Origin of the sequence: Yoonia sp. I 8.24 (assembly GCF_022096995.1) — a bacterium.
GTDB lineage: Bacteria > Pseudomonadota > Alphaproteobacteria > Rhodobacterales > Rhodobacteraceae > Yoonia.
Genome location: NZ_JACXGQ010000003.1, coordinates 1 through 24730, shown reverse-complemented (window position 1 = coordinate 24730; position 24730 = coordinate 1). Strand labels below are relative to the sequence as shown.

Here is a 24730-nt window from a genome sequence, read left to right as displayed (position 1 = left end):
GAGCGTGATGGACCTGAGAACAATTCCCATAAGTGCATGGATCGGTATCATCTCGACCAGCCTTTTTGCGTTTGCAGCAGTTTTTGCCCCTCTCATCGCCCCATATGGCATGGCTGATATTGTCGGCGGCGTTTGGGACCCGATGTCATCGGATCACTGGCTTGGCACCGATAACCTTGGGCGAGACCTACTTTCGCGCATGATCTACGGTGCGCGGACCACGCTGACGATTGCGGCGCTCGCCACCATCGTTTCATTTACCTTGGGGGCGATGCTGGGCATGACCGCAGCAGTCGCAGGGGGGTGGACCGATCAAGCCCTGTCGCGCAGCGTTGATTTACTGATGTCGATTCCAACGTTGATTTTCGCGTTGGTCGTGTTGTCAGTCCTGCCAGCAAGCATCCTGACCTTGATCCTTGTCATGGGCATATTGGACGCGACGCGCGTGTTTCGTTTGGCACGCGCAGTTGCCGTCGATGTGAATGTGATGGATTTCGTCGAAGCCGCAAAACTGCGCGGTGAAGGGCGCATGTGGATCATCACGCGTGAAATATTGCCCAATGCAATGTCGACTTTGATCGCCGAACTCGGCCTGAGGTTTATCTTCATGGTATTGTTCTTGTCGGCGCTGTCCTTCCTTGGTCTGGGTATTCAACCACCCGAGGCTGATTGGGGCGGCATGGTAAAAGAAAATAAGGATGGCATCATTTTTGGCATCCCCGCTGCTTTGATCCCAGCGGGCGCGATTGCGGTGCTCGCGATATCCGTCAATTTGATCGCGGATTGGATTTTGAACCGAGCAACTGACCTGAAAGGAGGCCGGGGTGGCAACTGAGACCTTCCTAGATATCCGTGACCTGAAAATCGGAGTGACGGTCCGTGAACCTGGCAAACCCAAACGTGACATCACCATTGTCCATGGCGTTTCAACAACGTTGGAGAAGGGCAAAGTCCTTGGTCTGATCGGTGAATCGGGCGCTGGAAAATCGACAATCGGCTTGTCTTCACTGGCTTACGGCCGCGGTGGCATCGAGATCACCGGCGGTGAGGTCTACATCAATGGTCGTGATATTCTGACTTTAAATCGCGCAGGTTTGAACGGCATGCGTGGCCATGAGGTTTGTTATGTTTCACAATCCGCTGCTGCTGGGTTTAATCCTGCGCATCGGCTCATCGATCAAGTCATTGAGGCCACGTTGGAGCACGGGTTGGCAACACGGCCTGAAGCCGAAGCGCGCGCAAAAGAGCTTTTTGCAGCACTTAGCCTGCCGGACCCTGAAAACATCGGATCCCGGTATCCGCATCAGGTTTCAGGCGGACAGTTGCAGCGCGTCATGACGGCTATGGCACTATGCCCGCAACCTGACTTAATCGTCTTTGACGAACCGACCACGGCCCTTGATGTGACCACCCAGATAGACGTCTTGGCAGCGATCAAGAACGCCATCCGTCTCACAGGGGTCGCGGCACTGTACATCACTCATGACCTTGCCGTCGTGGCACAAGTGGCTGACGAGATCATGGTGCTGCGCAACGGTAAGAAGGTCGAGCATGGCGCGACCAAGCAGATCATCGAAGCCCCTCAAGAAGACTACACCCGGTCGCTCATCTCTGTGCGGTCGATTCAACATGAGGAACAGAAAGCGACGGCCGAACCGATCATTCGGATGGAAAACATCGTAGCCGGATACAGCAAAAACCACATCGTCCTGAATGATGTCTCTGTCGATATCTACGCCGGACAAACGCTTGCGGTCGTGGGCGAAAGCGGATCGGGAAAATCTACGTTGGCAAGGGTCTTGACCGGCCTATTGCCTCCTCAATCTGGTCAGATCACTTTCGAAGGTCGGCCGCTCACGCAATCACAAGACGCCCGACCATTGGATGATCTACGCGACATTCAAATGATCTATCAGATGGCCGATACAGCGATGAACCCGCGCCAATCGGTCGGTACCATTATCGGAAGGCCGATAGAATTCTATTTCGGCATCAAAGGTAAGGCGCTGAAAGACAAGATTGCTGAGCTATTGGAAAAGATCGAACTGCCCGCAGAAATGGCAGATCGCTACCCGGCTGAGTTGTCCGGCGGGCAAAAGCAGCGGGTCTGCATTGCCCGCGCGCTTGCTGCTCAGCCCAAAGTGATCATCTGTGACGAGGTGACCAGCGCATTGGACCCCTTAGTGGCGGATGGCATTTTGAAGCTTTTGCTCGACTTGCAAGCCCGCGAAAACGTCGCTTATTTCTTCATCACACATGACCTTGCGACGGTCAAAGCCATCGCGGACTCCATTGCGGTCATGCACCTTGGCAAACTCGCACGCTACGGTCCAAAATCCGAAGTTCTGACACCACCCTTTGACGACTACACGGATCTGTTGCTGTCTTCGGTGCCCGAGATGAAACTAGGTTGGTTGGAAAATGTCATCTCAACCCGCAAAATAGAGAGCGCCGGAAACTGATAGCACATGAGAGCGGGTACAGCGACGCTATAGGTTGATCCCAAAAGTAATATGTTTGCGCAAGATGCTTGCAAAAACGGGGTTTAAGACTGAAAGCAATAGTATTTTCGGTAAACCGCCGCTGAAACGTGATTACAAATGGCCAGTCCCTCCTGCACTCTGTTTTTTGTGCTACAAAACAGCGAAAGGGCGGCTCCAGTTTAGAGACAATCTATGTGCTGAACGGCAGCGCCCGAGACCTAGGCTGCGATGCGACGAAACAAGTGCCGCGCATGCGAAGAAATGCTGCATCAGTAATAGCTGCAGGTGCACAATTCTGGGCTGTCCCGCATTGTGGTCGTTAGAACGAACTTCAGGCAAGGGCAGTAATGAGGCCTTTGCAGCGCTTCACCGACCCGTCAAAGAGCATCGTGGCACTCGTCACACAGATGCTCAAGGACGCACGGAACCAGCCACTTGCACATGCAAATGCCAAAAGAGATGATCTCAAGCGTGAGATCGACCAGACGGACAAGCAATTGGATAGCTAGCTGGATCGGATTATTGAGACGAACAACGCATCAGTGATCACGGCTTATGAGAGAATACGTCGAACGTCGCCGCGTTCTTACGCTGGCATCCCGCTTGGCACGGTGTCCTCTCTTATGATGCGTTCTCAGGTTGGTCTTCTAAACAAGCCGATCCCAGGAGCAACATTGATGGAAAACAGCTTCAAAGTGCGCGCAATCCGCAACACGGAATCTGCCGCAGCACAGGAATGGTTCCAAAAGAATGGGATGCCCCGTTTGGCAAAGCAGTGCGTGTCAGATGCGATAGATCTTGTTTGCCGTGAGAACGAGACAGATCGGCTCACACAGCATATTGAGCACTGCCGTGACAGCTGGGACGGGAAAACGAGCGAGGACTGAACTGGGCCGATTGATTGCTGAGATTTCAGAAAAACCTAAGTGCGATAGCCCAGTTTACACGTACATACCATTTTTAAAGGAGCCATCATTTTCAGACGCCGAATTTGAGTAGGTTCTAGTTGATGCAGAAGAGACCCAAGAAAAGTTCTCTATCCTACTTAGCGAAGCAGAGCCCGCAGCAGACAATTCAGATCATCTCGCAGCGGCTAATAAGTTCAAGGCGGCTTTGGAAATGAGTCCCGAGAACCCCTATTCGGATCGAACACGACATTTTCACTCTGAGGCGACACAGGCAATTTCACGATTGAAGGAACGCATGTCGACGACTAAGGGGGCGAGATGAATCCTGAGGTGGCCCATACGAACTGCCAAACTTCGCATCCGTTGAGCCCAGAAAAATCGCACTGGAAACGGATGACACCGTCATCTTAGTGAGAATTTACCAAATTTATAGTCTCGACATTCGCTGCACTCCAGAAACTATGCAAAATGGGCTCTTTACAGCCATTCGCTACACTTGCATCCCTCCGCCTCCAACATCATGCCCCATTCTGCATTGCCCAGGCGATCATTGCGCCGCGTGCGCGGGCCTGCGCGGCTTCTCCTGTGGCTGGCTTTGCATCAGTGCCATGCGCCTTATATTCAGGAATGCTGCCGGGCTTGTGGTGGGCAAAGGCAATCCAATGCACTAGCTCATGATTAAGAACCCGCCGGGCTTCATGCTCTGCCCGCAAAAACGCGCCTTGTCCTTTTAGGATACGCAAAATCTCAACGGGCGTTAGGGGTGCGCCATCCTTCTAGCATATCATCTCTGAGTTTCCTTGCTTGTTCTCGCTTCAAGTCCACCAAAGCGATCTTGTTAAGCGCTCCCAGCGAACCCTCAATACGCCTGCAAACACGCTCCAAACGGTTTAGTTGGTTGCGTCCAGTTGCCCCGCCCATGCGTTCCTTACGGTACATCTCCTTCGCATCCAGCATTGTAACCGCTGGTTCATCCGCTTCAGGCTCGACCACAGCGCGATAAAGAACAGGGTCAGCACCACGATGTATCAGCTCATCAGCAAGCACCTGACGCGCTTCGTCTTCACTCTTACGCCGCTGATACCTCTAACCAAAGCCTCGGCCTCAGCAACAGCTTCTCGCCAATGTTCAATCGGTGTGAGTTGCCCCCCTTGAGAAGCCTTGCGTTTGGCCTTCGCCACTATCTTCTCATATTCAGAAAGAAGTTTTGCATGCTCGGTGAACAGATCGGCACCGCCACGGGCCTTCATCGCCACCTGAAAAACAGACTCCCCAAGCACCTCAGCGACGGCTTTCGGGTATCGTCTACGGAACCGCTTGCGGTCCCCTGAAAGAGTATCAACGTATTTGAGCTTCATCACTAAAACCATGCGAAGTGTCCCCAATGTGTCCCAATTTGTGTCTCAGGAGGGGCTCTAATGTGATGATATGCTTGAAAAACAACACCTTCAAGAGGCGGTTCTGGTGCGGTCGGGGGGACTCGAACCCCCACGAGTGTTACCTCACAGCGACCTCAACGCTGCGCGTCTACCAATTCCGCCACGACCGCAAGTCATTAGCTGGGGCGCTTCTAGTGCAGCGTTCCCCGCTTGCCAAGTGCAAAACGTCACATTCCGCTGCCATCCGAAACCGGGGGTGACATTTTCCGCTGTGACCGCCATATCAGGCAGGACAGGAGACAAGACACGATGGTTGAGTGGATCATATCTGACGGGCTAACCGACTATGAAGCGGCGCTGGATTTCATGGAAAATCGGGTGGGTGCTATTGCGCGCGGTGAGGCCGATGAATGTATTTGGCTGTTAGAGCACCCGCCGCTTTATACGGCGGGTACGTCGGCGAAAGCTGCCGATCTTATTGATCCAAATCGGTTTCCTGTGTTTGAAGCTCGGCGTGGCGGCGAATACACCTATCATGGTCCAGGGCAGCGTGTAGTCTATGTGATGCTGGACGTAACAAAGCGTGGGCGCGATGTGCGCCAATTTGTCAAAGACCTTGAAAACTGGGTAATCGCGACGCTGGACACGTTCAACGTCAAGGGCGAAATCCGCGAAGGCCGGGTCGGTGTCTGGGTCGAGCGCCCTGAAAAACCACGCAATATCGACGGCACGATGCGCGAAGAGAAAATCGCAGCCCTCGGTATTCGGCTACGCAGGTGGGTGTCATTTCACGGCATGTCGATTAATGTCGATCCAGACCTGACCCACTTTGGCGGCATCGTCCCCTGCGGGATCAGGGATCACGGGGTCACAAGTCTTGTTGATCTTGGCTTACCCGTGACGATGAACGATCTGGATGTCGCACTGCGCCAAACGTTTGAATCAGTCATGTAGCTGTTGTGCCACATCGTCGCCTTTTGGGGCTGCGACCACTTTACAATGCGGACGCGCGGGCAGATGCACCGACGCATCAGCAAGCCAAATGCGTCACGTGACCTTAGCAAGCAACTAATACTTGCCAAGGATTACAAAATGACCATCGCACCACGGCGCACAGCGCTTTCTCTCCTGATGTGCACGGCTGCCTCTGTCAGCTATGCGCAAGACGCCACCATTACCAATTTGGACACGCTTCGCATTGAATCGCTTGAAGCCCAAGCGACGCTCGGGAACGACCAGATTACGGCAGAAGAAATCACAGACCGCAATGCGGCAACGATTGCCGACGTCTTTGCCGGTGAATCGTCAGTTACAGCCAGCGGCGGCGCGGCCATTGCCCAAAAGGTGTTCGTCAACGGGATCGAAGAAAGCCTGCTTTCCATCACCATCGATGGCGCGCGACAAAACAAATCCGCGTTCCACCATACAGGCAACGTGCTTATTGACCCTGCCCTGCTGCAATCGGTCGAGGTCAGCGCAGGTCTTGCGCCCGCCGACCAAGGCCCCAACGCCCTTGCAGGTTCAATCAACTATACGACCAAAGACGCGCGCGACCTATTGGAGGGTGATGATCCATTTGGCGGCATGAACACCCTAACCTACGGTGACAATGGGCTGGGGTTCCGTAACACGCTGACGCTTTTTGGTCAGCAAGGCGGATTTGAATATCTTGTCAGCGGAACACGTGCCAGTGGCGACGATTATGAAGACGGCGATGGCGACACCATCCTTGGGACAGGTGCCGACTTGACTGACTTTATGGCAAAGCTCGCCTATACGACTGAAGACGGAAAACGCCTGAGCTTCTCTGCGTCAGAAACCACCGACGACGGTTTGCGCGCGTCACAAAGTGGGTTCATCCGCCCCGATTTCGCCGAGGTCATTGGCCGCGATTCTGAACTTTACGAAGCCCTGTCGCAACGCACATCCTATACGCTGACATATGAAGACGAGAGCCCGTCAGGAGTGTTTTCACCCTACCTCCAATTGAGCTATAACGAGCAAGCTATGGATGTTGGCTCGCTTTATGGCGTCAACACGAGCCTGAGCGGTGTTGCGAAAAACGAATTCCAAGTGAACAACGGAACCATCACCGCCGGGTTCGACTTTTTTCACGAAACAGCCGAAGGCTATGACAACACCGTCGATCCACGCACCTCGAGCGGCAGCGAAGAATTGTCAAATGTCGGATTGTTTGTTCAAGCACGCCAAGACTTTACCAATCGCCTGTCTGCGTCTTACGGTATGCGCTACGATTTCGCATCCTTTGACGCAGCGGACGGGTCAACCTTCGAAGACGATGGTGCAAGCGTCAACGGATCGGTTGATTATGTCGTCAACGGCAACTGGACGCTGAATGCCGGGGTCGCCTCAAGTTGGGGCGGGTACGAGCTCGGCGAAGCTGCGCTTGTTAACTATGGGACAGATTGGACATATGACGGGCTGACTGCGTCACGCGCAAATGCGGCTCGCATTGGGGTGCGCTACGAGAACGGCCCATGGGCTGCAAAAGCGGCCGTGTTCAACACCGAAATCAGCGATATCAACGCGGTATTGCCTTCTTCTGGGGACCGTGGCGCAACAAACGATCTCACATCACGCGGGTTCAACGGGTCTGTCAGCTACCAAGCAGGCTGGGGCTTTGCCACGTTGAACTACACCTATGCTGATGTTGAGGTCGACGATGAGACCATCGCAACCACCGCCTATTACTTAGGTCGACCTGTCGGGCATATTTTCGGGTTGGAAGCTGCATATGATGTGACGGATGCATTAACACTCGGGGGCACAGCGCAAATTGCACTTGTCAACAAAGACACCGTCGAAGAGCTGCCAGCCTATGAGGTCGTGAATGTCTATGCCAGCTATAACCCGGCTGCGATGGATAATCTCACAGTGCGCTTTGACGTTCAAAACCTGTTTGATGCCACATATGCATCGCGCAGTTCCGATGGCCTAGATCTGTCCACACGGGTAGTCGCGCTGACAGAACCGGGTCGCACGATTAGCCTAACAGCGTCACTCAAATTCTAAAACAACGCGGTCCCGTATCACAACGGGGCCGCACAGCGTTTGCGCGATAGTTGCTTCGCTCAGGGCGAAAGGTGTAGATAGCTGACCAGTACAGACCGGAAAGCAAATCACCCATGGCCCCCCATCACGACAGTGACGCGCAGTTTAACATCGTGATTATCGGACAATCTGGGCGGCTCGCTTATGAAGCCCTGTTATTTACGGCATCCTTGCGCCATTTCTCACCCACATTCGCTGGCAAGCTGATCGTCGCGGAACCGCAGCCCGGCCCGCGCTGGGACAATGATCCGCGGATGCCGGGCGACGTCAAAGACGCGCTTATTGCGATGGGTGCCGTGATCCAACCATTTGAATCCCAGCATTTCGGCAGCAGCTACCCGCACGGCAATAAGATCGAATGCTTGGCCGCTTTGCCTGCTGGCGAACCTTTCGTCTTTTTTGACAGCGACACGATCATCACGGGCGACATGACCACCCTGCCCTTTGATTTTGCGCGTCCGTCCGCGTCCATGAAACGCACCGGAACCTGGCCCGTAGAAGAGCTCTATTGGCCGGGCTACACCGCCATCTGGAAATCGCTTTATGATCGGTTTGATTTAGATTTTGAAAGCAGTCTGGATCTGTCGCAACCAGATGAATTCTGGGAACGCTATCTTTATTTCAACGCAGGCTGGTTTTACGGTGCCGATCCGGTTTCCTTTGGGGAACGGTTTACGAAATTTGCCCTATCCGTACGCGACGATCCCCCGGCAGAGCTGGTCATCCAACCGCTCGACCCTTGGCTGGATCAAATCGTGCTGCCACTGGTGATCCATTCCTTTGGCGGCGGGCGGCCCGGCCCAGCGCTGGATGGGCTTGATGGCGACTTAAGCTGCCACTACCGGGTGCTGCCGTTGTTTTATGCCCGCGAAAGCGACGCGGCGATCAAAGCGCTCGAAACCGTCGCGGCACCGAATAAAATCAAAAAAGTGCTGAAACAATACGACCCGTTCAAACGCATGATCTTTCAAGGACGCGGCCAAAAGGTGCGCGCCATGTTCGACCAAAACAACCTGCCCCGCCATGAAAAAGCGCTGCGCAACAAAATTAAGTCCGCAGGGTTTTGGATGCGCTGACTACGTCCAATTACCTCGTCCCCGATACAACCAACTGCGTTTCGGCTTTGGCTGTTTTATACTTTTACCACCACATATTTGGTATTCCGCGGTGGCGTGCAGCTAAGGTCAGCGATGAGCCCGAAGTGCATGATGCTTTAGCTTGCGCCAATGTCGGCTTTAACGTGGAAGGACTTCTCAGAAGCGCAATCAGGTCCTGTGCTAACCATTCCAATAGGTACAATAGGGGCGTCGATCAGCACTAAATTGTTACTGGAAACATAGCCTACTAGGCTGTACCCACAAAGTTACTGATATCATCGCTGAGGTCGATATTGGCGAAGCCGCTCACCACGGTTTTCTTAACGACAGTGCGCCACGATAGACGAAGCTATGGCAACACCGGCTTGAGAACGGAGCGGCTGTTCAACACATATTTGACGTAACCTGTGATCCAAAAGGAGTGTTAACGTGCAAAAAAACTTTATGACGCGCCGATCATTGCTGACCATTGCTGCGGCAACCGCTGCGTCGGGCGTGATCAGTCCTGCAAATGCACAAGCATTTGATGCGACACCGACGATGCGGGGCGGCTCAAATAATTACCGCCCCGGAGCACCTATCGTTGAGCGCATCGGTGGTGGTGGCTTTTGGATGCGCGGCACCGTGCGACGTGCAGGCGACGGCGCCCCCCTTGCTGGTCAGCGCATCCAAGTCTGGGCCCATACGACCGAAGGGCATGAACGTGATCCCAACAGTCACGGCGCAACATTGACCGATGCGAATGGGGTTTTTCGTCTTGAAATGCCACAGATTGTACCTGCTTTTGGGCAGGCACATGCGCACCTTGCATATGACGGTGATGAATTTGAAACCGTTTTTTTGCGTCCCGTCATGGCAAGTTCAGCTGATACGAGCCTTACTGCAAACTTCGTGCTGCAACCGGTCTGATCCCTATGTGGATTTCTAACTCCACGGTTTCACGCAACACACTTGTCTGGCTGCTCTTGGTGGGCGTATTGATTGTGCCGATTACCTTTGCTGCGATGAGCCCGCAACTTCAATGGCGTGGGCCGGTTTACATTGCTGCCGGGTTCGCGGGCATTCTTGCCCTCGCGCTTTTGCTGTTGCAGCCACTGCTTGCTGCACAAAAATTGCCTGGAATTTCGCCGTATCGTAGCCGTCGCATCCACCGCTGGCTTGGCGGTGGTTTGACTGCGGCAGTTGTGGTGCATGTCGCGGCGTTATGGATCACCAGCCCCCCTGATGTCATTGATGCCCTTCTTTTTCGGTCCCCAACGTGGTTTGCTATCTGGGGTGTCGTTGCGATGTGGGGCGTCTTTGCGGCGACGTGCACGGTTATATTGCGTAACCGTTTCCGACGGCGCGTCTGGCGTCAGGCGCACACAGCCTTTGCCGTCGTGGTTGTCAGCGGAAGCATCTCGCACGCGATGCTGATCGAAGGGACAATGGAAATAGTATCCAAAGCCGTGCTCTGCGCGTCTGTCGGCATGGCCACGCTGATGGCTATTGCCTATTTACAATGCTGGGTGAACGCAAAACGGCGATGAGCTGACTATGTCACCCAAAACAGCATGCAAACCTTAGTGGACACTCAGGGAAAAGCGTCGCGCGATAACTTTGTTCCCCTACAAGTCGCCATATAAAAAGACATTTGGCCAAGCCCTCACCCGTGCGCGAACACGCCGCTTTCTCTTGCGAACCCTTTGACCTCAATCGGGTTGCCGGATGGGTCCAGGAAAAACATCGTCCATTGCTCGCCGGGTTTGCCTTGGAACCGCACGGATGGTGCGATGATGAAATCTGTTTTGCGCGCCTCGAGCCGTGCGGCCAGCGCATTCCAGTCCTCAAGCGGCAGCACCACACCGAAATGCGGCATCGGCACCATGTGGTCCCCGACTTTACCAGTCGGCGCGTTTGGGAATGGCTCTCCGAGATGCAGGCTCAGTTGATGTCCGAAAAAATCGAAATCAACCCAAGTTGGGGCCGACCGCCCCTCAACCGCGCCGAGCGCACCGGTATAAAAATCCCGCGCCACATCAAGATCAGTGACATGAAATGCAAAATGAAAGGGAACTGGCATCTGGTGGCTCCTGTGATTGACGCGCCCCGCTGGGCGGTTAATGTCTGCCTACACAAAACGCAGCGCGTTATCAAAGGGAGAGAGACATGACTGACGGTCCAAAACTGGGGTTCGACACGCTTCAAATCCACGCAGGCGCAGAGCCTGATCCAGCAACAGGCGCGCGTCAGGTGCCGATCTACCAGACAACCGCCTATGTGTTTCGTGATGCTGATCATGCGGCGAAACTGTTTAACCTCGAAGAAGTCGGCTATATCTATTCTCGTCTGACCAACCCCACGGTGGCCGCGTTGCAAACACGTATTGCAGCACTCGAAGGTGGCGCAGGCGCTGTTTGCTGCTCATCCGGTCACGCGGCCCAAATCATGGCGCTGTTTCCGTTGATGGGACCGGGGCGCAATGTTGTCGCCTCTAGCCGTCTTTACGGCGGGACGATCACCCAGTTCAGCCAGACGATCAAACGCTTTGGTTGGTCCGCGAAATTTGTCGATTTTGATGATCATGACGCTGTTGCTGCGGCGATTGACGATGACACGCGCGCCGTCTTTTGCGAAGCAATCGCCAACCCCGGTGGCCATATCAGCGACCTTGACGCGATTTCAGCGATCACGGATGCGGCTGGCATACCGCTGATCGTGGATAACACCACGGCCACCCCCTATCTGTGCAACCCCATCGCGCATGGCGCAACATTGGTCGTGCATTCGACCACAAAATACCTGACCGGCAACGGCACTGTGACAGGCGGCTGCGTTGTGGATTCAGGCAAATTTGACTGGACGGCGAATGATAAATTCCCATCTCTCAGCCAACCCGAACCCGCCTATCACGGGCTCACCTTTGCAGAAGCTTTGGGGCCAATGGCCTTTACTTTCCACTCAATCGCGATTGGGCTGCGTGATCTGGGTATGACCATGAACCCGCAAGCTGCGCACTACACATTGATGGGGATTGAGACGCTGTCCTTACGAATGGACCGCCATGTAGAAAATGCACAAAAATTGGCGCAATGGCTCGATGATGACCCGCGCGTTGACTATGTGACATATGCTGGCCTGCCCGGATCCCCCTATGCGGATTTGGTCCCAAAAATCTGCCCCAAAGGTGCCGGCGCCCTGTTCACCATCGCTGTCAAAGGCGGCTATGATGCCTGTGTGAAACTGGTTGATAGCCTTGAAATCTTTAGCCATGTGGCGAACTTAGGTGACACACGCAGCTTGATTATCCATTCGGCCAGCACCACGCACCGTCAGCTCACCCTCGAACAGCAAGAAGCGGCAGGCGCAGGGCCAAGCATCGTGCGGCTGTCCATCGGGATCGAGGACGCCAAAGACCTGATTGCCGATCTTGATCAGGCGCTCACAAAAGCGACAAGCTAACCTATCACAAACCCGTCCGCGCCCTTGGCGTGGGCGGGTTGTTGCTATAGTGTTTGGCGGCAAGGCAAAACGCATTTTGCCGCCAACATCAACATGCTAGACCCGGCCAATGACCACAAACTTCGCCCTATCGCTATCGTTCGAGGGAATCGAGCTCTTGCACCGCGCAAAACGCGGCTGGAATCGGGTGGGAACCGTTCCTGTCGACGATAGTGACCTTGATAAAACATTGGCGGAATTACGGGCAAAGGCGCTTAAAATTGCGCCCGAAGGCTTGGCAACAAAGCTGATCATCCCGATGGATCAGATCAAATATCTGGCGCTTGATAGCACGCAAACCAATTTAGACGATATTCACGCCGCGTTGGACGGGGCGACGCCTTATGATCTCAATGAACTGGTGATCGATTATGAACGTTCTGGCGGGCGCACCCATATCGCTGCTGTTGCTCGTGATACGCTGCAAGAGGCCCAAACCTTTGCCAGTGCGCATCGATTTAACCCGGTTGCCTTTGTTGCCGTGCCGGAACCGTTCACCTTCCAAAAAGAAGTTTTCTTTGGCGCGACATCTGAAGCTGCGCAAATTCTTGGGCCTGACGTCACCGTAGAACGCGACCAATTGCCCGTGATGAAGGTGGGGACGCGTGTGAAATCGCGCCTATTAATCATGGACACGCTGCCCGAAGAGATCGCAGAGGCTGAAACAGCTCTTGATCTGCCGCCGGAACCAGTGCGCCAAGCTAATGTAGAACCTGCCTCTCCGACCATAGAAACCGCCGATGCCCCCGTGGTTCCCGATCCGGTCACTGTCTGGATCGACCGCATTCTTCCCGAATACGCATCGCCAGTCGCAGCACCGCCTGCCCCCCCGGTCGTAGACGTTGCTGTTGCCTGCGAACCACCCGAAACGATTCTTTGGGTGGACCGCATTACGCCAGAATACCACCCGCCGCGCGCCCCTGAGGTCGTTGTCGAAGACGCGCCCGAAGACAAGGCCCTCGAAGAAACGGTCGCACCTGCCGCGGATACTCGTCCTGTCGTCGCACAAAATCCGGTTTACGCTGACATCAGCGGCATGGACTTGATCATCGCGGAATTTCACCCTGTGGCCAAGGTCGCGACAAAACCTGTTCTGACGGCAATCGCACCAACGATATCCGCGGCACCCGCCGCGGCTTCGCTGACCGCAACAAAACCGCAATCCACCCCACAACCGCAAACCCGTAAGAAAACGCCGATTGTGGCGCTTGGACTGGCCGCGAGCGTCGCAGCTGCTGCGGTCTTTGCGTGGTCCCAATCGGGCGGGACTGCGCCTGATGCGCCTATTGACCCGCAAACGGTAACCATCACCACCGAGACCACAGTCGAAGAAGCCCCCAACGTAATTGAGCCTGTGGCAACCGCAGATGTCGCGCCCGTTGTACCCGTGATCAATATCTTACGTATGGCGCCACCCGCGACGGGCCCGGCGTCGGTTGCTGTCCCCGCCGCACCCGCTGCCCCTGCCATCCCTGACGCGCCTGCCAAAGTCGTTGCGGCCAGCATCGGCATCCCGCCGCAGCTTGATACCGCATCTGCACAGCAAGAAACGCCGCGCGTACCGCTCGCAGCAGCCGAACCGCGCGGTCAAGTGCTTAGCCCCGCCGAAGCGCAGGCCGCATATGAAGCAACAGGTGTCTGGCAACGCGCCCCGCGCCTGTTTGACACCCCCCGCGTCCCGCAAGAGGTTGCGGTCACCCTGCCCGCGCTCATCACCGCTGGTGCGCGTCCGGCCCAGCCAGAAGGGCTCAGTGGTGATAGCTTGGCGCCGGAGCTCAGTTTCCTTGCGCCTGCAAACCCGCCCGCCGCCGATGTTGTTTTTAACATTGATGAAAACGGCCGCATCGTCCCAACCACCGAAGGTACCGTGACCCCAGAAGGGGCCATTGTTTATGCCGGGCTTCCGGATCTCACGCTGCGGGAACGCCCAGAGCTGACCGAAGACCAATTGGCGCGCATGGCTGTGCTGTCAGATGTGCCTGAGGGTGTCGTCGTCATCTTAGGCAGCCCTGAGATCGTACCACCAACGCGGCCCGACGACATTGCAACACAGTCAGAAGAAGCAGACGACAGCACGGCCACGGCAGGTGCGGTTGGGCTCGATGGGCTGCAATCTGAGCCGACAAATTTCGCGGCCTTTGCGCCGCCAGAGGGAACCGCCCGTCCACGCACACGCCCCGATGGTTTGGTACCGCCGGCCCCAATCGCTGACCCAAGCACACCTGATATCACGGCTATCCTGGAGGGGATCATTGCTGATGACGGCAACCAGCCCTTCATCGAAATGACCCCGCAAGCCGTGGGCACATCGCTACGTCCAACCGCCCGCCCACGCAATTTCGCAACCGTCGTTGCCGCCGCACGCGAACGCCAGGCCGCACAGCCAGCGCCCGCCGCAGCACCGGCAGCTGCGGCAACAGTTGCGCCACAAAACTACGCCCCCGTGCCCGGCGGCGTGGCCGTGGCCGCAACACAAGAGGATGCAATCCGGTTGCGTGATTTAAACCTTATTGGGATTTACGGACGCCCCAATGCGCCACGTGCGCTCGTCCGGCTCGGCAATGGGCGTTACGTACATGTCGAAGTGGGTAGTGATCTTGATGGCGGTCAAGTCACCGCGATCGGGGATGGGGCGCTAAACTACGTAAAACGTGGCCGCACTGTCGTGCTCGAAGTGCCCGGCGACTAGTTGGCAATGTCATCCGACGCAAGCGGCCCCAAGGCAACCTGCAATGGCTGCAAATGATCTGCAAATTTTTGCCAGCGTCGCAGCGAGGTTTTGTAAATTGGCTGGCGCACTTGCCACCGCGACGGGGTGTGGACCAATCGTTCGGTTGTGTGGAACGTCAGACAGGCATCGTCCCACGGCACCCCGATCCGGTCGATCAGAGCGCGTGATGCTGCGGCTTGATCTTCGATGATCTTCTCGTAGTGGCAATCGTAAATGCGTCCGGGTAGCACCGCGCGCCAATGCGCCATCAAATCGTCGTAAGCCTGGTAGTAGCGTCCCAACGTGGTCAAATCCTGATTATACCCGTGTTCATCGGTAAACAGTTGGGTAAAGCACGACACGCAAGTATCCATCGGGTCGCGTTTGCAGTGAATGATTTTCGCGTTTGGAAAAAGAATTGCGATGAACCCCAGCAGTTCGAAGTTATGGGGCATCTTGTCAACGACATAGACCGCATCACGGCTATGTCGTTTCAGTGTCGCAAGGTACCGCGCCGACAATTTGCGTATCTGCTTTTCAGATAGGGACGCTAGATTGCGATAAAACTGATCTGTATCTTCATCGCTAAACCCAAGCTCTCGTGCCAAGATACGTATGTCCGGCAATTCCCCCGCCCCGGCAATTTGCCCATGGCTGGCCAAGATTTGTTCGACCAATGTCGTGCCCGAACGTGGCATGCCAACAATGAACACAGGCCGAGACGTCGGATGACCAAGCCCACGCATGGATTGGATAAACGCTGCGCTGAACTTTTCTTTTATGTTCTCAAATACCGCCAAATGTTGATCCAGCGGAAAACGTTCAGCATCTTCTTGTTTACTCGCAAGAAACTGTGCAAACCCTGCGTCATATTTCTTTTGGTCAACCAAGGCCTTACCCGTAGCATAGCGCAACGCGCGTCGCGCCTTGGGCGGCAAATCCTCTGTCTCTAAAAGCGCCACCATCTGCGCGGGGATCGGATCATCTGGGGCAAATACCGATGTGTAACCTAGGCTGATCATCGCTACCACTTTGCGCACATCAGCGGCAATAGCTGTTCGGTATACCTTTGCGGCCTCATCCATGCGGCCTAATGCGACAAGCACATCCGCCCGTTCCATCGCCAAAACGATGCTTTCGGGTTCAAGCCGGAGCGCCTTTTCAAATGCATCTAGCGCGCGATGCTGCTGCCCCAAAGCCAATTCGATCCGCCCCAGAACAACCCAAGGCTTCGCAATATCAGACTGCAAGCGGATCGATTTTTGAATGCTTGATCTTGCCAGTTCTAGCTTGCTATCCAAAAGCTGCGCATTGGCGAGGTTTAGCAAATACATTGGCTGGCGCGGCGCGTATTTCACCGCATTGCGCAAACATTTCGTAGCCGCAGCGGTGTTGCCGCCTTCAAGTGCAAGCAATCCCATAAGGTTCAGCGCATCTGGTTGTTTTGGATTGCGCTGCAAGACTGACTTATAGGCCTGCTCAGCCCCCAAACGATCCCCTGCACGCTGCGCATTCATCCCGCGCGACAATAGGGATTTAATCTGCATGTCACGGCCCAAGGGCAGCTGATTTGTCTGTTTCAAAACACACCCTTTCGCCTTTGCCTTGCGACGTGCGCGACGGCCTTACCGCATACTATCGCGGCGCGCGAAAGAAACCAACGTCAGCTGCGTATTTTAGCGCCGATATCCCCCCTGCATCCCCCAAAATTTTCTACGTAACGACATCTCGCGTTGCGCATTCTAACGCGTATCGCCATATCTGAATGCATGGAAAGCTTTCTTCTTCAGGCCACGATCTACTTAGGTGCCGCCGTCATTGCGGTGCCACTTGCCGCGCGGCTGGGACTGGGATCAGTCCTCGGCTATTTGCTTGCGGGGATCGTGATTGGCCCGGTGACCGGGTTGGTCGGGACTGAATCGCAAGATATCCAGCATTTTGCCGAGTTTGGCGTCGTGATGATGCTGTTTTTGATCGGGTTAGAATTAGAACCGCGCACCCTATGGGATATGCGTAAACGGCTGATCGGATTGGGCGGGTTGCAGGTTGTTTTGACAATGCTGGCCGTGATGGGCGTAAGCATGGCGCTTGGTTATGATTGGGCTACCTCGCTTGCGATTGGGATGGTCTTTGCACTGTCATCAACCGCGATCGTCTTGCAAACGCTAACCGAGAAGAAGCTGATGCAAACGGGCGGCGGGCGGTCAACATTTTCAGTGCTTTTGACCCAAGATATCGCCGTGATCCCTATGTTGGCGCTTTTGCCGTTGCTGGCTGCGCCCGCAGTCATGACGTTTGCGCCGGATGGATCCATGCATATCGTGACCGACGATGCACATGATAGCCATGGCGCGATCAGCCTTGTCGAAGGGCTTCCCGGTTGGGGCGTGACATTGGTGACCATTGGCGCTGTTGCTGCGATTATTCTGGCCGGGGTTTTCCTGACGCGCCCCGTGTTTCGCTATATTCACCATGCGCGGTTGCGCGAAATGTACACGGCTTTGGCTTTGCTGTTGGTCGTCTCCATCGCGGTGTTGATGGGGATGGTTGGGTTATCGCCTGCTTTGGGGACGTTCTTGGCAGGTGTGGTGCTCGCCAACTCTGAATTCCGGCACGAGTTGGAAAGCGACCTTGAACCGTTCAAAGGGCTGCTCTTGGGTCTGTTTTTCATCACCGTCGGGGCTGGGATCAACTTTAGTCTCTTTTTTGCAGAACCGATGTATATTCTGACGCTGACCCTTGGAGTGATGGCGATTAAAGGGATCATCCTTTACGGGCTTGGACGCTTGTTCAAACTGAAGGGCAAAGACCAATGGCTGTTTACCCTAGGGCTCGCGCAAGCAGGTGAATTTGGTTTTGTGCTCGTCTCATTTTCATCGCAGCAAGGGGTGATGTCTGATGGGTTGGCCGGGCAGTTGCTGCTGGTGATTGCACTGTCGATGCTGATCACACCGCTGTTGTTCATCGTCTATGATCTGCTTAGCCGCACGATGACCGACCCCGACGACCCGCAACATGATGAGGTCGACGAACAAGGCGCCGTGATCATTGCCGGGATCGGGCGGTTTGGCCAAATTGTGAACCGTTTGGTGCAAAGCGCAGGCTTCAAGACTGTGGTGATCGACAGCAATCTGCAAACCGTGCAAATGATGCGCAAATTTGGGTTTCGCGGGTTCTTTGGTGATCCGACCCGCCCCGATTTGCTCAGCGCTGCCGGGTTTGATCAAGCCCGCGTGCTAGTCGTTGCCATCGATAACAAAGCTTCGGCAACCAAATTGGTCGCCTACGCCCGCAAAGCACGGCCCGATCTACATATCGTAGCACGTGCACGCGACCGCGTGCATGTGTACGAACTTTATGATGCGGGGGCGAATGATATCGTGCGCGAAATGTTTGACAGCTCACTGCGCGCAGGGCGCTACGCGCTTGAAAACCTTGGGCTCAGCGAATTTGAGGCGGCAGAGGCTGAGCAGACCTTCTACCACCACGACCGCACCACAATGCGTGAACTTGCGAGCCTCTGGAAACCCGGCGTGCCGGTCGCAGACCTGCCTGAATACGTGGCCCGTTCGCGCGAGCTGAACGCTGGCCTTGAGACTGCTTTGGCCACGCGCCAACAGAACAACGAAAACAAAGAGAACAAAGAAGACTAGCCGCCGCTTACACCGGCTTCGGCGAATGTGACCATGCCGGAATGGCAGGCAATTGCACCTTTCAACACGCCAATGGCCAACGCAGCCCCTGACCCTTCGCCAAGGCGCAAGCCAAGGTTCAGCAAAGGTGTTTTTCCAAGTGCGCGCAACAAATCCGCATGAGCGCCTTCGGCGCTTTGGTGCCCTGCGACCGCGTGATCAAGTGCGCCGTCACATGTTTTTGCCAATACCGCTGCTGCGGCACAGCAAATGAATCCGTCAAGAATAACAGGGATACGGTGATGGCGCGCGGCTGCGATTGCACCCGCCATCGCGGCCAATTCGCGACCACCGACACAGCGCAATGCATCGAGAGGAGTCTCCATATTATGCAAGGCAAGCGCTTTGACAACGACCTCAGTTTTACGGGCAAGACCTGCATCATCAACACCGGTGCCGCGCCCTGTCCAATCAGCAGCTGCGCCGCCCAACACAGCCGCAGCAACCGCCGCCGCTGATGTTGTATTGCCGATGCCCATCTCACCCGTCACCAAAAGATCGCTGGCTGGGTCAACCGCCATCCAGCCGATTTGCAGGGCGGTGACGACTTCGGCCTCAGTCATTGCCGGGCTTTGGGTGAAATCAGCCGTGGGTATGTCCAATGACAGCGCGTGAACCTGCATGCTGGCGCCAAACGCCTTAGAAAGCTGGTTGATCGCGGCACCCCCGTGTTCAAAGTTCGCCACCATCTGCGCGGTGACTTCGGACGGAAACGCCGAGACCCCTTGTGCGCAAACGCCATGATTGCCTGCAAAGATAATCACCTGCGGCGCGTCTATCTGTGGCTTAGGGTTACCGCGCCAACCCGCATACCAAATCGCCAAATCCTCTAGCCGTCCCAGCGCCCCCGGCGGTTTGGTCAATTGCCCATTGCGGTCATGGGCTGCGGATGTCGCCGCAGCATCTGCCTGCGGGGCCTTGCCCAAAATGTCGCGAAATTCGGAAAGTGTGGTGAAGGGCGCTTGCATCGGAACCTCGATATGTGAACTGTCGCCCTTATCTAACGCACGTACCGCCAATGAAAAGACGACAAAAGGGCATCTGAATGAACAATCGCGACCAAAAATTGATTGAATTTGCGGATTTGCCTGCCGCCATTGGTCTTTTGACCCGGCTGCCGGTCCCTATGTCACAAACGCGCGCCGTCGCACGCGGCGCTGCGGCGGCATGGGCCTATCCGCTGGCAGGCGCATTGATCGGTATTATTCTGGCCGCTGCGGTCTCGGTTTTCACTTGGATTGGTCTGCCAATTGGGATGGTGGCCGCGCTGGTAATCGGCGTGAATATTATCATCACCGGCGCCATGCACGAGGACGGATTAGCAGATAGTGCCGACGGGCTTTGGGGTGGTTGGGATCGCGCGCGCAGGCTTGAGATCATGAAAGACAGCCATATCGGAACCTATGGTGTGCTCGCACTGGCGCTTTCCTTATTGATCCGCTGGCTGGGGCTGAGCGCTATGATCGCGCTTGATATCTACTGGGCTGGGCTGATGGCCATTGCGGTGCTTAGTCGTGGTGGGATGGTTATACTGATGGCCGCAATGAAGAATGCGCGCGACGCCGGGCTCAGCAAAAGCGTCGGCCGCCCGACTGCTGCGACCGCATGGGCCGCCGTCGCCATTGCGGCGCTGATTGCCGCAGTGTTGGGGCAATTCGCGATGATAGTCGTAGCACCTTTTGTTGTACTGGCTTGCGGGCTCATCGCCCGCGCCAAGATCGGCGGGCAAACTGGCGATATTCTAGGGGCAACCCAACAGATCACCGAAATTACACTGCTTTTGGTGATACTGACCTAAGATTCGCAGGCCAAGGCACTGGCAAAAGAGCTGCGGTCAACATGCGGTCCGATATCGTGCGATTGGCTGCGCCCGCCCACATAGGTCGTGGCGATGATACGGGTCCAATTGGCGTTAGCCGTGATCATTTCTGGGCCCTGTCCACAATCGCGCAAGCCACCAGCGATGTTATCCTCGCCAATGCGGTGATTGGTCAGGCCCGGCAGGTCATGCACATGGGTCAATCCGCCATCTTCGAACCGCCAAATGCGCAACGTTCTTGCCAGATGTGGGCGGTCGATATAAGCGACCTCTATCGCGCCATCACCATCCAAATCCGTTGCACCAATCGGCGCAAGCCAGCGGTGCGTGCGGCCAATATACGGCGTCTGCGCAATTTTACCGTTCGCCCCATAAATCGCGAGCGCGGCACCACGCGCGATTTCCGTTTCGATCACAACGATTTCAGGTACCCCATCACCCGTCATATCCCACAAACGCGGTGCGATATCTTCAAAGACATGGGTCTCTGGCAGAGTAATTTGGTAGGTCGCGCCATCTGCCGTAAACTGCAGACCGCCCCACTCAACCGCATCGCCCAAAATTCCATGGGCATAGCGGGTTGTCGGGTCCGTGAATTCAGCCGCAGTGATCGATTGCGCATTTGTGCAAACAGGCCAAAGCGCCAAGGCAACCGCACAAAACCGCATCAGATTTGCTTTTCTGGCATTTGGACGCGCAGGCCGTCTAATGCGTCGGTCACCTTAATCTGGCAGGTCAGACGTGATTTTACGGGGTCTGGTTCATAGGCGAAATCAAGCATGTCTTCTTCCATGCCATCCTTGGCCGGCAATTTCTCGACCCACGCATCATCCACATAAACGTGACAAGTTGAGCAGGCGCAGGCCCCGCCGCAGTCAGCCTCTATGCCGGGAATGCCATTATCGCGTGCGCCTTCCATAACGCTCAGCCCGTTTGCCACATCTACGATGTGCTCTTTGCCGCCATATTCCACATAGGTAATTTTTGTCATTTTGCGTCGTCCTTCGTGCATTTCCGAACTTTAGGCCATTGTAATTCAGCTCGTGTTGTGGTGCCAGCGCAAATCAAAGGCCCGATACCTAAAACATGATCATCTGGCGCGTGCGGTTTCCCGCACACTCCGCATCTAAATCTAACATGAAGCCATTACGATCACTAAGAATTTATGAATTTGGTATAAACAACTTGCCCCCGTCGTGGCGACATAGTTTCTTAGCGGAGGACGCGGTCCGCAGTTGGCCGCGACACATAATCTGGGAGAGAACATCATGTCATTGTTTAAAGCCGCAGTTGCGGCAGGTTTTGTTTTTACCGCATCATCAGTTCAGGCCGAAGAGGCCAGTTATATTCTTGCAACCGCTTCAACCGGGGGAACCTACTACCCTGTTGGCGTTGCGCTTTCGACATTGGTCAAAGTTAAACTTGAGCCAAGCGAAAAAATCGGCATGTCCGCGATCAGCTCTGCTGGCTCTGGCGAAAACGTCCGTTTGATCCGTGAAGGCGAAGCGCAGTTCGCGATTCTTCAGGGCCTTTATGGATATTACGCTGCATCCGGCACAGGCCCTCTTGAAGAAGCAGGCCCACAAGAGCACCTGCGTTCGGTCACCATGCTGTGGCAAAACGTAGAACAATTTGTCATCGCGTCAGACGCCGTAAACACCGGCACAATGTCCGATATGGTTGCATTGACTGGCGAAGCCATGGCGCTTGGCCGTCAGAACTCTGGTACAATCGGATCAAACGCGGCACTTTTGTCAGGTCTGGGCGTCGATATCACGACCGAATATGAATTGGTCTATGGCGGCTACGGCCCATCGGCAGAAGCCCTGCAAAACGGCCAAGTCAAGGGTATCGGGACGCCCGCTGGTGTGCCAACAGGTGCTGTCAGCCAGTTGATGGCCGCCGCGGGTGACAGCGTCACCATGCTGTCATTCACAGAAGAAGAATTGGCTGCCGCTGACGCGGGCCGCGCATTGTGGACACCTTATCTGATTCCAGCCGGCACTTACCCGGGGCAAGAAGCAGACGTGAACACAATCGCACAGCCTAACTTCTTGGCAACACATGCTGATCTGCCAGAAGAAAACGTCTATCAGATCACCAAAGCGATCTATGAAAACCTGCCCTTCCTGCAGGCAATTCACCCTGCAACCAAAGTGATGGCAATCGAATCAGCCATCGCCGGTCTGCCCGTGCCGCTGCACGCTGGCGCCGTGCGGTACTACCAAGAGGTTGGGGTCGAAATCCCTGATCGCCTGATCGCAGAGTAAACTCTCTTTTGGCCCGCTGGAAACGGCGGGCCATTATTGTACCTAAGGAAATCCCATGTCCGATGAACGCCCCGCCGAGGGTCTGGCGCAGCGCGCCTTTACTGGCACGCCCAATATCGCGCTCTCCGTCCTGTGTTTCTTGATCGCTTTTGGCCACATCTATGTGGCCTTTGATCCGATCATCTCTGAGACACAGCGCAATGCCTATCACTTTGCCGGGTTTGCGTTTCTCGCGGCTGTGCTTCACCCGATGTTGGCGGGCAAAACGCGCAGCAAGGGGTTATTTACGTTCGACCTTTGCTTTGGTCTGCTAATCGCGGCCTCTGCAATCTACCTGCCCTACGCCGAACAAGGCGTTTATGATCGTGGCGTGAAATTTGTGACCTTGGACTGGGTCGCAGCCGGCCTATGTGTGATCGGCGCGATTGAATTGACCCGGCGGTTGACCGGTTGGGTAATCCCGATCCTAATTATTATCGCGCTGACCTACGTTGGGTTTTGGGGCAAATATATCGGCGGTGTGTTTTCATTCCCCGGTCTGTCATGGGAATCCATCGCGTTTCGTTCCATCTATGGCGATGACGCGATGTTCGGCACGATTGCACGTATTTCATCGACCTATGTTTTCCTATTTATCATCTTTGGCGCGTTCCTTTTGCGGTCAGGCGCGGGTGACTTCGTGATCAATATCGCGCGGGCCATTGCAGGTCGCCTTGTGGGTGGACCCGGCATTGTAGCGGTCATCGCCTCGGGGCTGACCGGTACGATTTCAGGGTCCGCTGTGGCGAATACGGCATCAACCGGGGTCATCACCATTCCGCTGATGAAAAAGGCGGGCTTTCCATCCAAATTCGCAGGCGGCGTCGAAGCCGCATCATCCACCGGGGGCCAGTTGATGCCCCCGATCATGGGGGCCGGTGCCTTTGTGATGGCCAGCTTTACGCAAATCCCCTATGAAACCATCGTCGCAGCGGCGGCACTTCCGGCGCTTTTGTATTTTCTCTCTGTCACATTCTTTGTGCGGATTGAGGCACGCCGTTTGGGCCTTAAGCCGATGGAAAACGACGGCGAAACGCTGGGAACAGCCTTCAAGAAAGGTGGCGCGAGCTTTGTCATCCCGATTGGCGGTTTGATCGGCATGTTGGTCGCGGGGTTCACCCCTGCCTATGCTGCTGTTTTTGGTATTTTGGCTGTCATCGGCTCAAGCTGGCTCACTGAAAACCGGATGGGGCCAAAAGCCGTAGCAGAAGCCATGATCATGGGCACAAAAGGCATGATCATGACGGCCGTTCTGCTTTGCGCGGTGGGTCTGGTTGTAAACGTGATTGCCACCGCAGGGATCGGCAATACCTTCAGCCTAATGATTTCTAATTGGGCCGGTGGGAACCTGTTGATCGCCATCGTTTTGGTGGCCATCGCGAGCCTCGTGCTAGGCATGGGGCTGCCAGTGACCGCGGCTTATATCGTGCTTGCCACGCTGTCGGCGCCCGCGTTGGCCGGGATGATCAGCGACCGTTTTGTGATCGAAGCGCTGGCCGCAGGCACAATGGGGGACGCCGCAAACGCAATTTTGATGTTTGGCATACCTGATCCATCAGTGCTTGCCGGACCACTTACCAGTGCTGAGGCCAGCGCAATCATCAAGACCCTCCCGCTTGAGGTCGCAGCCCCGCTGCGCGATTTGGTTGTGCCACAAGAGGTGGCCGTAGCCGCGCTTTTGTCCGCGCATATGATCATCTTTTGGCTCTCGCAAGACAGTAATGTTACGCCACCTGTGGCGCTTGCGGCATTTACCGCTGCGGCCATCGCAAAGGCGCCAG

General features: G+C 55.5%; 21 protein-coding genes and 1 tRNA gene. 14 read left to right on the top strand and 8 right to left on the bottom strand.

Going from position 1 to position 24730, the window contains the following annotated elements; genetic code table 11:
• Positions 1-13: 13 nt before the first annotated feature.
• The 3 genes from Yoon_RS05855 to Yoon_RS05845 all read left to right on the top strand — a co-directional run bounded on the left by Yoon_RS05855 (position 14) and on the right by Yoon_RS05845 (position 3370).
• The gene (locus Yoon_RS05855; protein WP_238111723.1) at positions 14-835 is read left to right on the top strand and encodes an ABC transporter permease; all 822 of its coding nucleotides are present in this window, start codon (positions 14-16) and stop codon (positions 833-835) included.
• On the top strand, positions 825-2462 hold the full coding sequence (locus Yoon_RS05850) for an ABC transporter ATP-binding protein (RefSeq protein ID WP_238111038.1): 1638 nt from the start codon (positions 825-827) through the stop codon (positions 2460-2462). Before Yoon_RS05855 ends, Yoon_RS05850 begins: the two co-directional genes overlap by 11 nt.
• 698 nt (positions 2463-3160) lie before the next feature.
• A complete protein-coding gene (locus tag Yoon_RS05845) occupies positions 3161-3370 on the top strand; it encodes a hypothetical protein (protein WP_238111036.1) in 210 nt (69 codons plus the stop codon).
• Positions 3371-3909: 539 nt separating this feature from the next.
• Here Yoon_RS05845 and Yoon_RS05840 read toward each other — a convergent pair.
• The 3 genes from Yoon_RS05840 to Yoon_RS05830 form a co-directional block, all read right to left on the bottom strand.
• A complete protein-coding gene (locus Yoon_RS05840) occupies positions 3910-4104 on the bottom strand; it encodes a hypothetical protein (RefSeq protein WP_238111034.1) in 195 nt (64 codons plus the stop codon).
• Positions 4105-4419: 315 nt separating this feature from the next.
• On the bottom strand, positions 4420-4761 hold the full coding sequence (locus tag Yoon_RS05835) for a hypothetical protein (protein ID WP_238111032.1): 342 nt from the start codon (positions 4759-4761) through the stop codon (positions 4420-4422).
• Between the two features lie 92 nt (positions 4762-4853).
• Positions 4854-4940, bottom strand: a tRNA-Leu gene (locus Yoon_RS05830).
• A gap of 112 nt (positions 4941-5052) precedes the next feature.
• On the opposite strand from Yoon_RS05830, the gene lipB reads away from it, so the two are divergent.
• The 5 genes from lipB (at position 5053) to Yoon_RS05805 (ending at position 10468) form a co-directional block, all read left to right on the top strand.
• Entirely contained in the window at positions 5053-5724 is a 672-nt protein-coding gene (gene lipB / locus Yoon_RS05825) for a lipoyl(octanoyl) transferase LipB (protein WP_370642148.1), read from the top strand.
• A 138-nt stretch (positions 5725-5862) separates the two neighbouring features.
• Entirely contained in the window at positions 5863-7803 is a 1941-nt protein-coding gene (locus Yoon_RS05820; protein WP_238111028.1) for a TonB-dependent receptor, read from the top strand.
• A 113-nt stretch (positions 7804-7916) separates the two neighbouring features.
• Entirely contained in the window at positions 7917-8918 is a 1002-nt protein-coding gene (locus tag Yoon_RS05815) for a hypothetical protein (protein ID WP_238111025.1), read from the top strand.
• Between the two features lie 465 nt (positions 8919-9383).
• Entirely contained in the window at positions 9384-9848 is a 465-nt protein-coding gene (locus tag Yoon_RS05810) for a twin-arginine translocation pathway signal (RefSeq protein WP_238111722.1), read from the top strand.
• A 5-nt stretch (positions 9849-9853) separates the two neighbouring features.
• Entirely contained in the window at positions 9854-10468 is a 615-nt protein-coding gene (locus Yoon_RS05805) for a ferric reductase-like transmembrane domain-containing protein (protein WP_238111024.1), read from the top strand.
• A gap of 116 nt (positions 10469-10584) precedes the next feature.
• On the opposite strand, the gene Yoon_RS05800 is transcribed toward Yoon_RS05805, so the two are convergent.
• Positions 10585-11001 (bottom strand): VOC family protein, encoded by a 417-nt coding sequence (locus tag Yoon_RS05800; RefSeq protein WP_238111021.1) that lies wholly within the window; start codon positions 10999-11001, stop codon positions 10585-10587.
• Positions 11002-11087: 86 nt separating this feature from the next.
• Here Yoon_RS05800 and Yoon_RS05795 point away from each other — a divergent pair, with 86 nt between their 5' ends.
• Complete coding sequence (locus tag Yoon_RS05795; protein ID WP_238111019.1) at positions 11088-12380, top strand: O-acetylhomoserine aminocarboxypropyltransferase/cysteine synthase family protein; 1293 nt, start codon at positions 11088-11090, stop codon at positions 12378-12380.
• 109 nt (positions 12381-12489) lie between these two features.
• Entirely contained in the window at positions 12490-15108 is a 2619-nt protein-coding gene (locus tag Yoon_RS05790; RefSeq protein WP_238111012.1) for a hypothetical protein, read from the top strand.
• Here Yoon_RS05790 and Yoon_RS05785 read toward each other — a convergent pair.
• Positions 15105-16712 (bottom strand): tetratricopeptide repeat-containing sulfotransferase family protein, encoded by a 1608-nt coding sequence (locus Yoon_RS05785; RefSeq protein ID WP_238111011.1) that lies wholly within the window; start codon positions 16710-16712, stop codon positions 15105-15107. The genes Yoon_RS05790 and Yoon_RS05785 overlap by 4 nt on opposite strands.
• A gap of 186 nt (positions 16713-16898) precedes the next feature.
• On the opposite strand from Yoon_RS05785, the gene Yoon_RS05780 reads away from it, so the two are divergent.
• Positions 16899-18782, top strand: coding sequence for a monovalent cation:proton antiporter-2 (CPA2) family protein (locus Yoon_RS05780; protein ID WP_238111009.1), 1884 nt, complete (start codon positions 16899-16901; stop codon positions 18780-18782).
• On the opposite strand, the gene cobT is transcribed toward Yoon_RS05780, so the two are convergent.
• Positions 18779-19789, bottom strand: coding sequence for a nicotinate-nucleotide--dimethylbenzimidazole phosphoribosyltransferase (gene cobT, locus Yoon_RS05775; RefSeq protein WP_238111007.1), 1011 nt, complete (start codon positions 19787-19789; stop codon positions 18779-18781). The two genes, Yoon_RS05780 and cobT, sit on opposite strands and share 4 nt — an antisense overlap.
• Before the next feature lie 77 nt (positions 19790-19866).
• Between cobT and cobS the strand changes: the two genes are divergently transcribed.
• Complete coding sequence (gene cobS, locus Yoon_RS05770) at positions 19867-20619, top strand: adenosylcobinamide-GDP ribazoletransferase (RefSeq protein ID WP_238111005.1); 753 nt, start codon at positions 19867-19869, stop codon at positions 20617-20619.
• On the opposite strand, the gene Yoon_RS05765 is transcribed toward cobS, so the two are convergent.
• Both Yoon_RS05765 and Yoon_RS05760 read right to left on the bottom strand, forming a co-directional pair.
• Positions 20616-21308 (bottom strand): VCBS repeat-containing protein, encoded by a 693-nt coding sequence (locus tag Yoon_RS05765; protein ID WP_238111004.1) that lies wholly within the window; start codon positions 21306-21308, stop codon positions 20616-20618. The genes cobS and Yoon_RS05765 overlap by 4 nt on opposite strands.
• The gene (locus Yoon_RS05760; protein ID WP_238111003.1) at positions 21308-21631 is read right to left on the bottom strand and encodes a 2Fe-2S iron-sulfur cluster-binding protein; all 324 of its coding nucleotides are present in this window, start codon (positions 21629-21631) and stop codon (positions 21308-21310) included. Before Yoon_RS05760 ends, Yoon_RS05765 begins: the two co-directional genes overlap by 1 nt.
• 277 nt (positions 21632-21908) lie before the next feature.
• On the opposite strand from Yoon_RS05760, the gene Yoon_RS05755 reads away from it, so the two are divergent.
• Positions 21909-22910 carry a TAXI family TRAP transporter solute-binding subunit gene (locus tag Yoon_RS05755; protein ID WP_238111002.1) on the top strand — a complete coding sequence of 334 codons (1002 nt, stop codon included), beginning with the start codon at positions 21909-21911 and terminating at the stop codon, positions 22908-22910.
• 55 nt (positions 22911-22965) lie between these two features.
• Positions 22966-24730 (top strand): TRAP transporter fused permease subunit (locus tag Yoon_RS05750; protein WP_238111001.1); only part of this gene is annotated, 1765 nt, incomplete at its 3' end.

Coding starts and splice junctions, on each gene's coding strand:
- Yoon_RS05845 (WP_238111036.1), top strand. CDS start 3,161: ATGGAAAACAGCTTCAAAGTGCGCGCAATCCGCAACACGGAATCTGCC.
- Yoon_RS05835 (WP_238111032.1), bottom strand. CDS start 4,761: ATGGTTTTAGTGATGAAGCTCAAATACGTTGATACTCTTTCAGGGGAC.
- Yoon_RS05820 (WP_238111028.1), top strand. CDS start 5,863: ATGACCATCGCACCACGGCGCACAGCGCTTTCTCTCCTGATGTGCACG.
- Yoon_RS05815 (WP_238111025.1), top strand. CDS start 7,917: ATGGCCCCCCATCACGACAGTGACGCGCAGTTTAACATCGTGATTATC.
- Yoon_RS05810 (WP_238111722.1), top strand. CDS start 9,384: ATGACGCGCCGATCATTGCTGACCATTGCTGCGGCAACCGCTGCGTCG.
- Yoon_RS05805 (WP_238111024.1), top strand. CDS start 9,854: ATGTGGATTTCTAACTCCACGGTTTCACGCAACACACTTGTCTGGCTG.
- Yoon_RS05800 (WP_238111021.1), bottom strand. CDS start 11,001: ATGCCAGTTCCCTTTCATTTTGCATTTCATGTCACTGATCTTGATGTG.
- Yoon_RS05795 (WP_238111019.1), top strand. CDS start 11,088: ATGACTGACGGTCCAAAACTGGGGTTCGACACGCTTCAAATCCACGCA.
- Yoon_RS05790 (WP_238111012.1), top strand. CDS start 12,490: ATGACCACAAACTTCGCCCTATCGCTATCGTTCGAGGGAATCGAGCTC.
- Yoon_RS05780 (WP_238111009.1), top strand. CDS start 16,899: ATGGAAAGCTTTCTTCTTCAGGCCACGATCTACTTAGGTGCCGCCGTC.
- cobT (WP_238111007.1), bottom strand. CDS start 19,789: ATGCAAGCGCCCTTCACCACACTTTCCGAATTTCGCGACATTTTGGGC.
- cobS (WP_238111005.1), top strand. CDS start 19,867: ATGAACAATCGCGACCAAAAATTGATTGAATTTGCGGATTTGCCTGCC.
- Yoon_RS05765 (WP_238111004.1), bottom strand. CDS start 21,308: ATGCGGTTTTGTGCGGTTGCCTTGGCGCTTTGGCCTGTTTGCACAAAT.
- Yoon_RS05760 (WP_238111003.1), bottom strand. CDS start 21,631: ATGACAAAAATTACCTATGTGGAATATGGCGGCAAAGAGCACATCGTA.
- Yoon_RS05755 (WP_238111002.1), top strand. CDS start 21,909: ATGTCATTGTTTAAAGCCGCAGTTGCGGCAGGTTTTGTTTTTACCGCA.